Source organism: Rhizobium sp. UFLA01-1127 (assembly GCF_059803845.1).
Window position 1 is genome coordinate 1 of the sequence record NZ_JAUQTZ010000159.1, and the last position, 14,199, is coordinate 14,199.

The following is a 14,199-nucleotide window of genomic DNA, read 5'->3' on the forward strand; positions in this document are numbered from 1 at the left end:
CCTCAGCGCCTTCCGCCACAAACCGTTTGGCAGTCGCCAGACCGATGCCGCTGTTGCCGCCGGTTATGACGGCGATTTTACCTTCAAGTCTGCCCATTTCGATCTCCTAGAGAATGATGATTGTTTCGAAATAGAGGCTTGCTTTTCTATCTTCCAGTATGCACCTTTTGGTAAGTACCAATTGGAAGATGCTAAGTGACCACACCGGACTTTATCTGTGGGCTGGACGCTGCGTTGGCTGTCATCGGCGGCAAGTGGAAGCCTTTGATCCTATTCCATCTTTCCTACGAAGCCCGGCGCTATGGTGACCTGAGGCGCGCCATCGGCAACGTCAGTGACAAAATGCTTATCCAGCAACTCAAAGAACTGGAGGCTGATGGGATCGTCGATCGGTTCGATTTCAAGGAAATCCCGCCGAAAGTCGAGTATTCCCTCACGGCGTTTGGCCAAACCCTTGCAGGAGCCTTGAAGCCCCTCTGTGCCTGGGGAACTGAACACATGATCGAAGTCGAGAAACTCATGCTACGCCGCGGCACTTCCGAGGTGGAAAAAGTTGTCTGAATTTCCAATTATCTTAGCGGAAAGGCATGGCGCACCTGGTGTGGCTATAGCCTGGAAATAGTGCTCATCTTCATCGGCCCGGCCCGCTGACGAGATTTGAACTGTAGCTGCACGTTTTCAAATCACACGTAAGACCGCTTTCCTGCTTCGCTTTTCAGAAGCGGTCAGTCTCCTCCCGGCCCGTTGGCAGACATCCGCGGCGAATTACACCCTTCCATTTGCCGACATCTCAAATCGCCTCGCCAGCGAGCAGCCGCGGATTGTCCTTCGCAGTCGTGCCCGCCGCCTGGCCAATGAAGAAGGATTTGAGGCTGGGCAGGCGGTCGACGATTCCCAGCCCGAAGTCGCGGGCGATGCGAAGCGGTGTGTTGTCGTTGGAAAAGAGCCGGTTCAGCACGTCGGTCGTCACTCCCATGCGGAAGGTGTCGAAGCGGCGCCAGGTTTGGTAGCGCTCGAGAGTGTTGATCGAGCCGATGTCGAGGCCTAGGCGGTCAGCTTCGACGATGGTTTCGGCAAGGGCGGCCACATCCTTGAAGCCGAGATTGAGGCCTTGGCCGGAGATCGGGTGGATGCCGTGGGCGGCGTCGCCCGCCAACGCGAAGCGCGGCGCGACGAAGGCGCGGGCAAGCGTCAGGCCGAGCGGGAAGGCGCGGCGCTCGCCGATGGTATGCAGCGCGCCGAGCTTGTGGCCGAAGCGGCGTTCCAGCTCTTCCTCGAAAACGAGATCGTCCGAAGCGACCAGCCGTTCGGCGTCGGAGGTGCGTTCCGTCCAGACGAGGGAGGAGCGATTGTTCTTCAGCGGCAGGATGGCGAAGGGGCCTGACGGCAGGAAATGCTCTTCGGCGCAGCCGCCATGCGGCCGCTCGTGTTCCACGGTGACGACGATGCCGGACTGGCCGTAATCCCAGTTGACGGTCTTGATGCCCGCCATGTCGCGCAGTTTGGAGCGCACGCCGTCGCAGGCGACCAGAAGCCGTGTTTCAAGCGCGGTGCCATCCGAAAGGGTGAGCGTGGTCTTGGTGTCGTCGGTGACGAAACCGGTGGCGCTGAGGCCGTGCCAGATCGGGATGCCCAAGCGCTCGCAGGCGCCGCGGAGCGCCCCGACCATCGTGAGGTTCGGCACCATATGCGCGAAAGGCTGGCCTTCGGTCACTTCGCCGTCGAAGGTAAGAAAGACGGGACGCACGGGATCGCCGGTGCGCGAATCGGTAACGATCATTCGGGTGATCGGCTGGGCCTCCAGCGCGATCTCGTCCCAGATGCCCAGGACTTCCAGCATCTTCGAGGCGGCCGCGATGATCGCCGAGGCCCGCATGTCCTTCTTCCAGGCGGTTTCGGTGGAGGCCTCCACGATCATGACGTCGAGGTGGGGGGCTGCCTGCTTGACTGCGACCGCTGCGGCAAGACCCACATATCCGCCACCCACTACCAGCATGTCCAACATAGCGCTTCCCTGTGTCTTACTGTCACGTCCTGCTCTATATAGAGCATCCTGTTCACGGTTCCTACCATGGGAGTTCAAGCAAAATGTCGCGAGAGACCGAGAAGCCCACCCCGGTGGAAACAGTGCTTGCGACGCTCGATCTCGAAACGATCGAAATGAACCTGTTTCGCGGCAACAGCCCGCAGGTCGGCTGGCAGCGCGTTTTCGGCGGGCAGGTCATCGGCCAAGCGCTGATGGCGGCGCAGAGGACTGTGGATGGCGATCGTTTCGCGCACTCGCTGCATGCCTATTTCATGCTGCCGGGCGACCCTTCGGTGCCGATCCTCTATCAGGTCGACCGTCTGCGTGACGGTTCGAGCTTCAACACGCGACGCGTGCTTGCGGTCCAGCACGGCAGGGCGATCTTTGCGCTGACGGCCTCCTTCCAGGTCGATGAGCCCGGCTTCGATCATCAGGGCGAGATGCCAGGCGTGCCGATGCCGGAGGAGCTGATGGATGAGGAAGAGGTCAAGCGGCGCTACCTTGCCCATGCGCCCGAAAATGTGCGCCGGTATTGGGAGCGCAAGCGGGCGATCGAAATCAGGCCGGTCTCGATCGAGAGCTATTTCTCCCGCGCGCAGCCAAGCCAGCGGCAGAATATCTGGGTGCGGCTGACCGGACCCGTGCCGGATGACAGACTCTATCGGAATGCCGTGCTCGCCTACCTCTCGGACATGACACTGCTCGATGTTTCCCTGAACGCGCATGGCACATCGGTTCTGGACCAGAGTATCCAGGTGGCGAGCCTCGACCATGCCATGTGGTTCCACCGCCCGTTCAAGCTCGACGACTGGCTGCTTTATAGCCAAGAAAGCCCCAGTGCTTCGGGTGCGCGCGGATTTACGCGAGGCAGCCTGTTTACGCGATCCGGTGTCTTGATTGCGTCGGTGGCGCAGGAGGGGTTGATTCGTAAAAAGGCAAATGATTAAATAAGGTGCAAATTTGTAAATTTGCACCTTATTTGTGCGTCTGTCGCGGCGCAAATTGCCGCTTTATTGGGTCTTTTTAATAAAACCATTAGATTTCAAGATGTTATAAATGTGTCACGAATCTGGCACGGCCTTTGAATGTATATGTCCAGTCGCTGCAGAAACACTCGTCGGCGGCAAGGAGAGTCGGCTCCGTGCCGAGGCTAACAAAGGATGGGAAACCAGATGAAAATTGTGATGGCCATTATCAAGCCGTTCAAGCTCGATGAGGTCCGTGAGGCCCTCACGGCTGTCGGCATCCAGGGCCTGACTGTGACCGAAGTGAAGGGTTACGGGCGTCAGAAGGGGCATACCGAGATCTATCGCGGCACCGAATATGCCGTCAGCTTCCTGCCGAAGCTGAAAATCGAGGTCGCAGTCGCTTCCGAACTCGTCGATAAAGCCGTCGAGGCCATCGCGTCGGCAGCCAAGACCGGCCAGATCGGCGACGGCAAGATCTTTGTCTATTCGATTGACCATGCCGTGCGCATCCGTACGGGCGAAACCGATTCAGAAGCGCTGTAAGACACGGCCGATCAGGGAGTTATTTGCATGTCATTTTCCAAGCTTTCCTCCACCTTGACGCGGGTGGGTACGCTTTCTGCAGCCCTGCTCGCGCCGGCGATCGCCTTTGCGCAGGCGGCCGCACCGGCTGCTGCCGCCGCTCCGGTTCCGGACAAGGGCGACACCGCCTTCATGTTCATCTCCACCATTCTCGTGCTGTTCATGCTCGTGCCGGGTCTTGCCCTGTTCTATGGCGGTCTCGTCCGTTCGAAGAACATGCTCTCGGTCCTGATGCAGTGCACGATGATCGGCGCGGTCGTGATGCTGCTCTGGGTTCTCTATGGCTATTCCTTCGCCTTCGGCGGCGGCACCAGCCCCTATTGGGGCGGCACGGCCAAGATGTTCCTCGCGGGCGTCTCGACCTCGACCACGGCAGCGACCTTCTCCAAGGGCGTCGTCATCCCTGAATTCATCTTCATGCTGTTCCAGATGACCTTCGCCGCCATCACGCCGGCCCTGATCATCGGCGCCTTCGCCGAGCGCATCAAGTTCGGCGCAGCCGTGCTCTTCTGCGCGCTGTGGGCGACCTTCGTCTACTTCCCGATCGCTCACATGGTCTGGGATTCCAACGGCATGCTGTTCAAGATGGGCGCCCTCGACTTCGCCGGCGGCACCGTCGTTCACATCAATGCCGGTATCGCCGGCATCGTCGGCGCCGTCCTCGTCGGCAAGCGCGTCGGCTTCGGCAAGGACATGATGGCTCCGCATTCCATGACGCTCACCATGGTCGGCGCATCCATGCTCTGGGTCGGCTGGTTCGGCTTCAATGCCGGTTCGAACCTCGAAGCTTCGGGCGGCGCGATGCTCGCAACCGTCAACACCTTCATCGCAACGGCGGCCGCCATCATCTCCTGGTCGCTGGTCGAAACCTTCACCCGCGGCAAAGCCTCCATGCTCGGCGGCGCCTCGGGCATGGTTGCCGGCCTCGTCGCCATCACGCCTGCCGCCGGCATCGCCGGTCCGATGGGCGCGATCGTCATGGGCCTCATCGTCTCGCCGCTCTGCTACTTCTTCGTCTCGGTCGTGAAGAACAAGTTCGGCTACGACGATACGGCCGACGTCTTCGGCGTGCACTGCATCGGCGGTATCTTCGGCGCCATTTCAACCGGCATCTTCGCCAGCGCCTCGCTGGGCGGCGTCGGTTATGCCGATGGCGTCACCATGAGCAGCCAGGTCGTCGTTCAGCTGACCGCCGTCGTCACCACCATCCTGTGGTGCGGCATCGGCTCTGCGATCCTCTACAAGATCGTCGATGTCGTCATCGGTCTGCGCGTCGCTCCGGAAGCCGAGCGCGAAGGTCTCGACCTCGCCTCGCACGGCGAAGCCGCCTACCACAATTCCTGATCGGAGCTTGCGATGCCGGGGTAGACCGCCCGGCATCGTTCAACATCCCGTCGCGTCCTATTTCATCGAAAATGGGCCGCTTTTGGCCCGAACCTCGGTTCGGGCCATTTTTGTTTGCGCAGCGCGTCACCTGTAAAGCCGATGATTCGAGAGGTCGGGGCGCATGGTTAACATGCCATTAACCCTCCTCTGATTAGGTAGGTCTAACCTGCCGGCGAGTGGGCATAGACCGATTCGCTTGCGCTTTCGACAGGAACGGGGCTGGATATCATGGGCAGAAGCAGTTCGGCGGCGTTGAGCGGTCGTCCCGACCGTTTATCGCTATCGAGTGTGGTTTGGCGTCAGATCAAGGGCCTGGCGGGCTTTGCGCTGCTGTTCCTGCTTGCGCTTGCCGTTGCGGCGCTGGCGACCTGGAACGTCATGGATCCCAGCTATTCCTATGCGACGGCCAATGCGCCGACCAACCTGCTCGGCTTTCCCGGCGCCGCCTTTGCCGACATCGTGATGCAGTCGTTCGGCCTTGCCTCGGTTCTGGCGATGCTGCCCGTCGTGGCCTGGGCTTTTGCGCTGATTTCCAACCGCAGGCTTCATCGCGTACCCTCGCGTCTCGGCGCCTGGTTCGGCGGTTCCATCGTCGCCGCCGGCTCCATCGCCTGCTTCCCGGCGCCGCCGACCTGGCCGATCCCGAACGGTATCGGCGGTGTCGTCGGCGATCTTTTGCTGCGCCTTCCGTCTCTCTTCATCGGCACCTATCCAAGCGGCGTTGTGGCAACGATCATCGGGCTGGTTCTCGCCGTTCCGGCCGTCTGGCTCATGCTCTTTGCTGCCGGCGTCATCGGCGAAAACCTCGCGGAAGATGAAAATGAAGACGAGGACGATTACGAGGAAACCCGCAGCCGCGCGCGCCGGGTGGGCGATGCGGACGAGGATGACGATCGCGGCAGCTTCCTCGGCAATTTCATGGCCTTCGGCGCGGTCATGCACGCCTGGTACAACACGCAGGCCCGCCTTCGCCGCCTGTTCGGCATGGGGCCGCGCAAGCGCCGCGACCACGCCTTCGATGCGCCTTACGATTTCAACGATGACGAATTCGGTACGCTGAACGAGCCGGTGCGGGCCAAGGCGCCGGTGGCGCGCGGCGACCGTCTTGAACCCTCCATGGATGGCCCGGCAGCGCGCCGCGTCGTTTCCGCGCCCTCGATCAGCCTTGGCGACGATGAGGATGAGGACGACGATTCGCTCTATGATCGCGATCCCCGGCGTCCGGCCGATATCCTGCCCGACGACGAAGAGGACGACGAATGGCCGCTGCGTCCGGCCTCGCCAAAGGGTGCCGCTCCCGGTCAGCGCGTCATTCCGGCAGCGCCGCGTCCGAAGCCTGGCGCACGCGTCGAACGCGAGGCACAGACCTCCTTCATCCGTTCCTACGGCTTTCAGCTTCCAGCCGTCCACCTGCTTGCCGAGCCGAAGGCAGTCGCGCGCGACGCGACGCTCTCTGCCGACGCGCTGGAGCAGAATGCCCGCATGCTCGAAGGCGTGCTGGAGGATTTCGGCGTCAAGGGCGAGATCATCCATGTCCGGCCCGGCCCGGTCGTCACGCTCTACGAGCTGGAGCCGGCGCCCGGCATCAAGTCGTCCCGCGTCATCGGCCTTGCCGACGATATCGCCCGCTCGATGAGTGCGATCGCCGCGCGCGTCGCCGTCGTTCCCGGCCGCAATGCCATCGGCATCGAACTGCCGAACTCGACGCGCGAAACGGTCTATCTGCGCGAACTCATCGCCAGCCGCGATTTCGAGACATCCAAGGCGAAGCTTGCCATGTCGCTCGGCAAGACGATCGGCGGCGAGCCGGTCATTGCCGATCTTGCCAAGATGCCGCATCTGCTCGTGGCCGGTACGACCGGCTCGGGCAAGTCGGTCGCGATCAACACCATGATCCTGTCGCTGCTCTACCGCATGACGCCGGAGCAGTGCCGCCTGATCATGATCGATCCGAAGATGCTCGAACTCTCGGTCTATGACGGCATTCCGCATCTGCTTTCACCCGTCGTCACCGATCCGAAGAAGGCCGTCGTTGCGCTGAAATGGACCGTCCGCGAGATGGAAGAGCGCTACAAGAAGATGTCGAAGATCGGCGTGCGCAACATCGACGGTTTCAATACGCGCGTCGAACAGGCTGTTGCCAAGGGCGAAGCGATCAGCCGTACCGTGCAGACCGGTTTCGACCGCCAGACCGGCGAGGCGATCTACGAGACGGAAGAGTTCGACCTGAAGCCGATGCCCTATATCGTCGTCATCATCGACGAAATGGCCGATCTGATGATGGTGGCGGGCAAGGATATCGAAGGCGCCGTACAGCGTCTGGCGCAGATGGCGCGCGCGGCCGGCATCCATGTCATCATGGCAACGCAGCGTCCGTCTGTCGACGTCATCACCGGCACGATCAAGGCGAATTTCCCGACGCGCATCTCCTTCCAGGTGACCTCGAAGATCGACAGCCGCACCATCCTCGGCGAGCAGGGCGCGGAGCAGCTGCTCGGCATGGGCGACATGCTCCACATGGCCGGCGGCGGACGTATCCAGCGCGTGCACGGTCCGTTCGTCTCCGATGGCGAGGTGGAAGATATCGTCGCCTATCTGAAGACACAGGGCGCGCCGCAATATCTCGACGCGATCACCGCCGATGACGACGAGGATGACGATGGCCATGGTCCGGCCGGCACCTCCAATCTTTCCGATTCGGAAGATCCCTACGATCAGGCGGTTGCGATCGTCCTTCGCGACGGCAAGGCCTCGACCTCCTACATTCAGCGCCGCCTGGGTATCGGCTATAATCGCGCGGCCTCGCTGATCGAGCGCATGGAGCAGGAAGGCGTGATCGGCCCGGCCAATCATGCCGGCAAGCGGGAAATTCTTGTTCCCACCGAAGCCGATATTCTCGATCGCTGAGGCAGCCTGCCTTCTTGTGTCGCATATCCCGCCTATGTTCAGGGAAATTTGATCGCAGCCCCTTACCGGCCCTGGGCCGTTGCGCCATGAAGACGCCGATTTTGAGCGCCATGGACGAAGCATGAAGGAGAATTCGATGACAAAGTTTGATGCGCAGCCGTCCGACCGACTTTCCCCGACCCGCCGGCATTTCCTCGGCGCCGTGGTCGCCGTCGGTGTAGCCGGCGCTCTGCCGGCTTCGGCCTTTGCGCAGGCACAAGCACCGGCCGAGACGCAGACTACGGCAGCCACCCTCAATCCCGGCATCGCCCAGGCCATTGCCGATCATTTCTCGTCCATAAAGACGATGAAGGGCGGCTTTCTTCAGATCGGACCGCGCGGCGATCAGATGAGCGGTTCCTTCTTCATCCAGCGGCCCGGCAAGATGCGCTTCAACTACGATCCGCCGTCCCGTATGCGCGTCATCTGCGACGGCAACAATGTGCAAGTCATCAATGACCAGACGCAGACGCGCAACATGTACCAGCTGTCGAAGACGCCGCTGAGCCTGCTGCTCGCCAACAAGATCGACCTTTCCGCCGATATGGTACGGGATGTCGATTCGAAGCCGGATCTCACCAAGATCACGCTCGGCAACCGTACGGTTTTCGGCGATTCGACGATCACGATGATCTTCGATTCGAAGAGCTACGATCTGCGCCAATGGACCGTCATCGATCCGCAGGGCAAGACGACCGACGTCATCATCAACAATGTAAAGACCAATGTCGCCTTCGACGACAGTGTTTTCCGCATCGACTATACACGCTGAGCGTCGTCTTCGTTCTCAGCCATAGATAGCGCCGAATGGCGCTTTTCTTTCCGCCACGGCCGGTCTAAAGCCTTACCCTCACGACGGGAAAGGCTTGGACATGGGATTTTCGATTGCGACCTGGAACATCAATTCGGTGCGGCTGCGCATGCCCATCGTCGAGCAGTTCGTGATGCAGGCCCGGCCCGATATCCTCTGTCTGCAGGAAACCAAGGTTCCCAACGAGCTTTTCCCCTATGCGCCGCTCAGGGCTCTCGGCTATGAGCACATCATCATCCACGGCCAGAAGGGCTATCACGGCGTTGCGATCGCCTCGCGCTTTCCGCTGACCGAGGATCACCGCCAGGATTATTGCAATGTCGGCGACAGCAGGCACATTTCGGCTATCTTCGAGCGCGGCGGCCGGCGCATCCGCCTGCATAATTTCTATGTTCCGGCGGGCGGCGATGAGCCCGATCGGGATATCAATCCGAAATTCGGCCACAAGCTCGATTTCATCGAGGAGATGAAGAAACTGCATGCCAATGCCGAGCAGAACACCTCCGCTATCCTCGTCGGCGATCTCAATATCGCGCCGCTGGAGCATGACGTCTGGTCGCACAAGCAGCTTTTGAAGATCGTCAGCCATACGCCGGTCGAGACCGACGGGCTGATCGAGGTGATGAAGCGCGGCGCCTGGCTCGACCTGATGCGCCAGCAGGTGCCGGAAAACGAGAAGCTCTATACGTGGTGGAGCTACCGCGCCAAGGATTGGGAAGCTGCCGATCGCGGCCGCCGCCTCGACCACATCTGGTCATCCTCCGATCTCGGTCCGTATCTGCAGCGGATCGACATCCTGAAGGCGGCGCGCGGCTGGGACCGCCCGTCCGACCATGTACCCGTCACGGCGCATTTCAATCTTTAAAAGGACGACGCTCTAAGAAAAGCGGCCGAGCATTGCTGCCGCCTGCCGGGCAAGGGCGGCGAAGTTTTCACGGATGCGGTTCTGGATCAGCAGGCCGGCATCCGGATATTCCTCGATCAGCCGGTGGAAGAGGGCGCGTGTGATGCGGATCACGTCGGAATCTTCCGCAGCGACCGCGGTGTATTTCCGTTCTACCAGCGTCACCAGCGCCAGTTCGGAAAGCATGGTGCCGGCTTGGATCACGGCTTCGACCTGCTTTTGGCCGCCGGCATCGATGGTGCTGAGTTCGAAACTGCCGCGCGTGACGACATAGGCGCATTCGGCGGGCGATTTTTCCCTGAAAAGCGTCTGGCCTTCGTTCACATGGCGGCGATCGGCGCCGAAGGCGATCAGCCGCAACGGCTCATCGCCCATGCCGTGAAACAGCGGCAATTGCGACAGCAGTCGGATATCGTCGTTCAGGGCCATTAATCGCCTACGGAATGATCTTGTAGCCGCCGTTTTCCGTCACCAGGATCTCGGCATTGGAAGGGTCGCGCTCGATCTTCTGGCGAAGGCGGTAGACATGCGTTTCGAGCGTATGGGTAGTAACGCCGGAATTATAACCCCAGACCTCTTCGAGCAGGATATCGCGGGTCACGACCTTCTGGTCGGCGCGATAGAGATAGCGGATGATGGCGGCTTCCTTTTCCGTCAGGCGGATTTTCTGCCCGTCTTCGGTGGTCAAAAGCTTCTGGCTCGGCTTGAAGAGATAGCGTCCCACAGTGAACGTCGCATCCTCGCTCTGTTCATGCTGGCGCAGCTGCGCGCGAATGCGCGCGAGCAGCACAGCGAAGCGGAACGGCTTCGTCACGTAATCGTTGGCGCCGGCTTCGAGGCCGAGGATGGTGTCGGAATCCGTGTCGTGGCCCGTCAGCATGATGATCGGCGACTTGAAGCCGTTCTTGCGCAGCAGCTTCACGGCTTCGCGGCCATCCATATCGGGCAGGCCGACATCCATGATAAGAAGATCGACAGGCACGGTGCGCGCGGTCTGCACGCCCTTTCCGGCAGTCGCCTCCTGCAGGACATTGAATTCCTCGTAAAGCGATAATTGCTCGACCAACATCTCGCGCAGGTCGTTGTCATCGTCCACCAGGAGAATGGTGCGTGCGGTCATGCCGTTCGGGTCCTCGTTCTAATCCCTCCTAAGTCCTACGCCAAATTGCATTTTTAGCAAGTCGCGACGCGGCCCAGGCTTGGTCGTTCGGATGAAACTGCTATGATTTCAAACGAAATCACGCGCAAAGCAAAAACATGTGAGTAAAATGGAAAAGACAAGGAGGGAGGCCAGGCGAACGGTTTCGACGATCGTCGTGCGCCCTGCGCCGGGTAAGAAGATGCGGGCTCTGGTGCAGGTCGGGCCTCTGACCGTGCCGGCCGCGATCGGCCGATCCGGGCGGAGCATTTTGAAGCGTGAGGGCGACGGCGCAACGCCGATTGCCGGAATGAAGCTGCTCCACGGCTTCACGCGGGGCGATCGGATCCGTTCGTTGAAGACGGCCTTGCCGATGCGGCGCATCCGCAAGGATATGCTCTGGTGCGATCAGCCCGACAATCCCAATTACAACAGGCTGGTAAAGGCGCCTTTCAAGCCAAGCCACGAGGAATTGCAGCGAGGCGACGGCCTCTACGATATCTGCCTTGTGCTCGACTGGAACGTGAATTCGCGCCGGCGCCATCGCGGCTCGGCGATATTCTTTCATCTGATCAGGCCCGGATATGAGCCGACGGCAGGGTGTGTCGCGGTCAATCTTCGCGACATGCGGCGGATTCTCCCTTTGCTGCACAAGGGAACGATTGTCCGAGTTGTCTGAGCGAGCGCCCGAGGTTCAAATTCCGATACTCTCCGGTTGGCTTGGCGTCTGGAAAATGCCGTGCCGATCGCCATCAGCATGGTTTTGAAAGCCGGCTACCGACGTCGATGCCGCAGCCATCTATGCCAACAAGGATGGTTCCTGTTCTATACTCCTAATTCAAGTTCATTCGCTGATGGCGTCGCTCAAGGGCGTCGCAGCCCCAGACGATGCCGATCAGCATGTAGAGATGGCGCCAATGGTCGGTATCGATGACGTTGCCGATACCGACATGACCGAGAATGACGATCCAAGCGATCATCCCGAAGGGCTGCCATGGCCTCTCCCGCAGGAGGTTGCGGAAGCCGATGTAAATGGTCCAGCAGATCATGCTGATCCACGTTACGAAGCCCAGCCAGCCATAGGTGGTCAGCGTCTTCAGCCAGGTATTGTGTTCGTCCTCGCGAAAGATCTGGCCGAAAACCAGCGGCCCTATGCCGAGCGGCCTTTCCATGGACATCATGAAGCCGATGCTATGGCGCTCGAAGCGGCCGAGATGTCCGCCATCATATTCCTGCACGAGTTGCAGGCGCGTGGAAAACAGGTCGCTCACCTGCGGAAACTGCAGCGCAACGACGAGCAGGACGACCATGAGGATGATCGCCGTCAGCGACATCACCAGAATGCGCAGCCGGAACTTGTTGCTGCGGTGCTTCAGCAGCATGCAGAAGATCAGCATCGCCGCGGCGAAGGCAAACAGAGCCCAGGCCGCACGCGAGAAGGACAGGAAGATGCCGAACGCCAGGACGAGAAGGCAGACCGCCTTGATAGGGGCCTTTTTCAAATCGCCGATCAAAAGGCCGTGGATCAGATAGAGACTGGGCGCTGCCAGATAGGGTCCAAAGACATTCGGATCTTGGAAGGCACCCTTGGCACGGTCATAGAGGGTGAAGATGTCGAAGCCAGGAACGGCATGGAAATAACCGAGAATGCCGAGGCTTGCGGTGATCAGCGCCGCCACCACCCACGAATTGAATATCAGCTTCAGCCGTCTTTCGTTATCTTCGATGATGGCTGCATAGAAGATTGCGCTCAACGCGAGGAAGGTCGATACCGCGATATAGATCGGACCGGCGAGATGATTGCCGGCGGCAAGGTTGTACATCTGCGTGATCGAGAGCATCCCGCCGATATTGAACGTCAGGAACAGGGCCAAAAGCGGCGCGACGCTGCGCGAGATTTTCAGCCCCAGAATGAACCATGTGCCGATGAGAAAGGCGAGCCACAGCTCGTATGGTGCCGGCTCCGCGATGACGAAACCCGACAGGAATACCCCTATGGCGACACATGCCGTACCGATCAGCCGCCAAGCGGCGAGCTGCGGCTGCGAGACGCGCGACGGTTGGAGCTCCGTGACGGTCAATCGGCGTTTTCCGTATCGAGCAGACGGAACGGTGTCAGGAATCTGACCCTGTCAGCCATGCAAATTTCGCCCCGGCAGCCGTTGAACTCGGTGTCTACGGTGGATGCGAGGTACCGGACAATGTTTCGCTTCGACAAGGGCATTATTCACCGCTCTCACCTTGAATAGTAGAGTACTCATCATTGACGATTTGAAGTTAACGAACGTTAAAACAGGTTCGAAGACTATTCCGGCCAAGGACAGGAAAGAGCTCAGCCGGAAATCGGCTGAGCCATAGGCGGAAGGATTACTCAGGGATTCAGCTTTCCCGATTTCGTTTCTTCAGAATTCGCTGGCCCTGTATCGGCCTGATCGGATGGCGCGCTTGTCAGCCGCCACCCTGTCCCTTTGCGTCTCTTACGGCATATCCTCGGAGAGGGCAGCATGCTTTGCAAAGGCCTGACCCGTCAGCGCGATGGCAAGCGTTGCGGCGATCAGAAGGGCGGCCACGATGTAGGTGATCTGCATTCCATGAGCCACCGCTTCAGGGGGCGCTGCTCTCATGTCGGCCGTCCCCGACGCCAGCGTGAAGATTGCACCCATGACTGATGCTCCGGTGATGAGCCCGAGATTTCGCGACAGGCTCAACATGCCGGAAATCAGGCCGCGCTGCTCGGAGCTAATCTCCTTCATGATCGTGGTGTTGTTGGAGGCTTGAAAGAGCGCGTAGTTCGCGGTGACGATAATGAGCGGACCGATATAGCCAGCGGCACCGAATCTGCCTTGCAGCACCGCCATCAGAGACAGGCCGACGATCATGCCGGCAAGGCCCGTTATGGTCATCCGGTGGGCGCCGAAGCGATCGACGATGCGGCCGGCCGGGACGCCGGTCAGTGCCGACACCAGCGGGCCTGCCGACATGACGGCGCCGACATGGGCGGCATCGAGGCCAAAAGCCAGAGAGAGATAGAAGGGGCCGACCACCAGCGTCGTCATGATGACGGTGGAAACGAGTGTGCCCATGGCAAGGCCGGTGCTGATCCTGCGATCGCGGAACATGGAAAGACGCAGCAGCGGCGACTTCACATTCATCTCGGTGAATATGAACAGGGCGCCGCCGAAAGCTGCGGCCAGCAGCAGGCCGATATTCAGAGCGCCAAAGCTTCCGTGCCCTGTCGTCATCGCCAGCGCATAGGCCGCCAGCGTCAGAGCCAGCAGCAAGGTGCCGATGCCATCCAGGCGGCCTGGTGCCGCTTGCCGGTCCTGGCGATCGGCCGGCAGGAAGCGGGCGGCCAGCAGGAAGTTAGCGATGCCGAGCGGCACGTTGACCAGGAAGATGGTTTCCCAGCCGAAGCCGGCGATCAGGATGCCGCCGAGC

General features: G+C 60.5%; 14 protein-coding genes. 8 read left to right on the top strand and 6 right to left on the bottom strand.

The features are described from left to right. Positions 1 to 97, bottom strand: a 97-nt coding sequence (locus Q4Q11_RS27400) for an SDR family NAD(P)-dependent oxidoreductase (protein ID WP_498571448.1), incomplete at its 3' end; no start/stop codon positions are given. Positions 98 to 195: 98 nt separating this feature from the next. Between Q4Q11_RS27400 and Q4Q11_RS27405 the strand changes: the two genes are divergently transcribed. After that, positions 196 to 561 carry a winged helix-turn-helix transcriptional regulator gene (locus Q4Q11_RS27405; protein WP_113214895.1) on the top strand — a complete coding sequence of 122 codons (366 nt, stop codon included), beginning with the start codon at positions 196 to 198 and terminating at the stop codon, positions 559 to 561. 229 nt (positions 562 to 790) lie between these two features. Here Q4Q11_RS27405 and Q4Q11_RS27410 read toward each other — a convergent pair whose 3' ends face one another. Then, positions 791 to 2,005 (bottom strand): ubiquinone biosynthesis hydroxylase, encoded by a 1,215-nt coding sequence (locus Q4Q11_RS27410; RefSeq protein WP_498571440.1) that lies wholly within the window; start codon positions 2,003 to 2,005, stop codon positions 791 to 793. A gap of 83 nt (positions 2,006 to 2,088) precedes the next feature. On the opposite strand from Q4Q11_RS27410, the gene tesB reads away from it, so the two are divergent. The 6 genes from tesB to Q4Q11_RS27440 all read left to right on the top strand — a co-directional run bounded on the left by tesB (position 2,089) and on the right by Q4Q11_RS27440 (position 9,584). Next, positions 2,089 to 2,973: an acyl-CoA thioesterase II gene (gene tesB, locus Q4Q11_RS27415; protein ID WP_113214893.1), complete on the top strand. Its 885-nt coding sequence runs from the start codon at positions 2,089 to 2,091 to the stop codon at positions 2,971 to 2,973. Positions 2,974 to 3,186: 213 nt separating this feature from the next. Continuing rightward, a complete protein-coding gene (locus Q4Q11_RS27420; RefSeq protein ID WP_162701516.1) occupies positions 3,187 to 3,537 on the top strand; it encodes a P-II family nitrogen regulator in 351 nt (116 codons plus the stop codon). 27 nt (positions 3,538 to 3,564) lie between these two features. Then, the gene (locus Q4Q11_RS27425; RefSeq protein ID WP_498571441.1) at positions 3,565 to 4,920 is read left to right on the top strand and encodes an ammonium transporter; all 1,356 of its coding nucleotides are present in this window, start codon (positions 3,565 to 3,567) and stop codon (positions 4,918 to 4,920) included. Positions 4,921 to 5,190: 270 nt separating this feature from the next. Continuing rightward, complete coding sequence (locus Q4Q11_RS27430; RefSeq protein ID WP_498571442.1) at positions 5,191 to 7,869, top strand: FtsK/SpoIIIE family DNA translocase; 2,679 nt, start codon at positions 5,191 to 5,193, stop codon at positions 7,867 to 7,869. Between the two features lie 136 nt (positions 7,870 to 8,005). After that, complete coding sequence (locus tag Q4Q11_RS27435; protein ID WP_498571443.1) at positions 8,006 to 8,680, top strand: outer-membrane lipoprotein carrier protein LolA; 675 nt, start codon at positions 8,006 to 8,008, stop codon at positions 8,678 to 8,680. Positions 8,681 to 8,780: 100 nt separating this feature from the next. Beyond that, a complete protein-coding gene (locus Q4Q11_RS27440; RefSeq protein WP_112504641.1) occupies positions 8,781 to 9,584 on the top strand; it encodes an exodeoxyribonuclease III in 804 nt (267 codons plus the stop codon). 12 nt (positions 9,585 to 9,596) lie between these two features. Here the strand turns inward: Q4Q11_RS27440 and Q4Q11_RS27445 are convergent, their stop codons facing one another. Both Q4Q11_RS27445 and Q4Q11_RS27450 read right to left on the bottom strand, forming a co-directional pair. Then, on the bottom strand, positions 9,597 to 10,052 hold the full coding sequence (locus tag Q4Q11_RS27445; protein ID WP_112504639.1) for a cyclic nucleotide-binding domain-containing protein: 456 nt from the start codon (positions 10,050 to 10,052) through the stop codon (positions 9,597 to 9,599). A gap of 7 nt (positions 10,053 to 10,059) precedes the next feature. Then, entirely contained in the window at positions 10,060 to 10,743 is a 684-nt protein-coding gene (locus tag Q4Q11_RS27450) for a response regulator transcription factor (protein ID WP_498571444.1), read from the bottom strand. Between the two features lie 148 nt (positions 10,744 to 10,891). Here Q4Q11_RS27450 and Q4Q11_RS27455 point away from each other — a divergent pair, with 148 nt between their 5' ends. Further along, positions 10,892 to 11,440 (top strand): L,D-transpeptidase family protein, encoded by a 549-nt coding sequence (locus Q4Q11_RS27455; protein WP_498571445.1) that lies wholly within the window; start codon positions 10,892 to 10,894, stop codon positions 11,438 to 11,440. A gap of 154 nt (positions 11,441 to 11,594) precedes the next feature. On the opposite strand, the gene Q4Q11_RS27460 is transcribed toward Q4Q11_RS27455, so the two are convergent. Together Q4Q11_RS27460 and Q4Q11_RS27465 are read right to left on the bottom strand one after the other, a co-directional pair. Then, complete coding sequence (locus tag Q4Q11_RS27460; RefSeq protein WP_498571446.1) at positions 11,595 to 12,842, bottom strand: O-antigen ligase family protein; 1,248 nt, start codon at positions 12,840 to 12,842, stop codon at positions 11,595 to 11,597. A gap of 396 nt (positions 12,843 to 13,238) precedes the next feature. Continuing rightward, positions 13,239 to 14,199 (bottom strand): MFS transporter (locus Q4Q11_RS27465; RefSeq protein WP_498571447.1); only part of this gene is annotated, 961 nt, incomplete at its 5' end.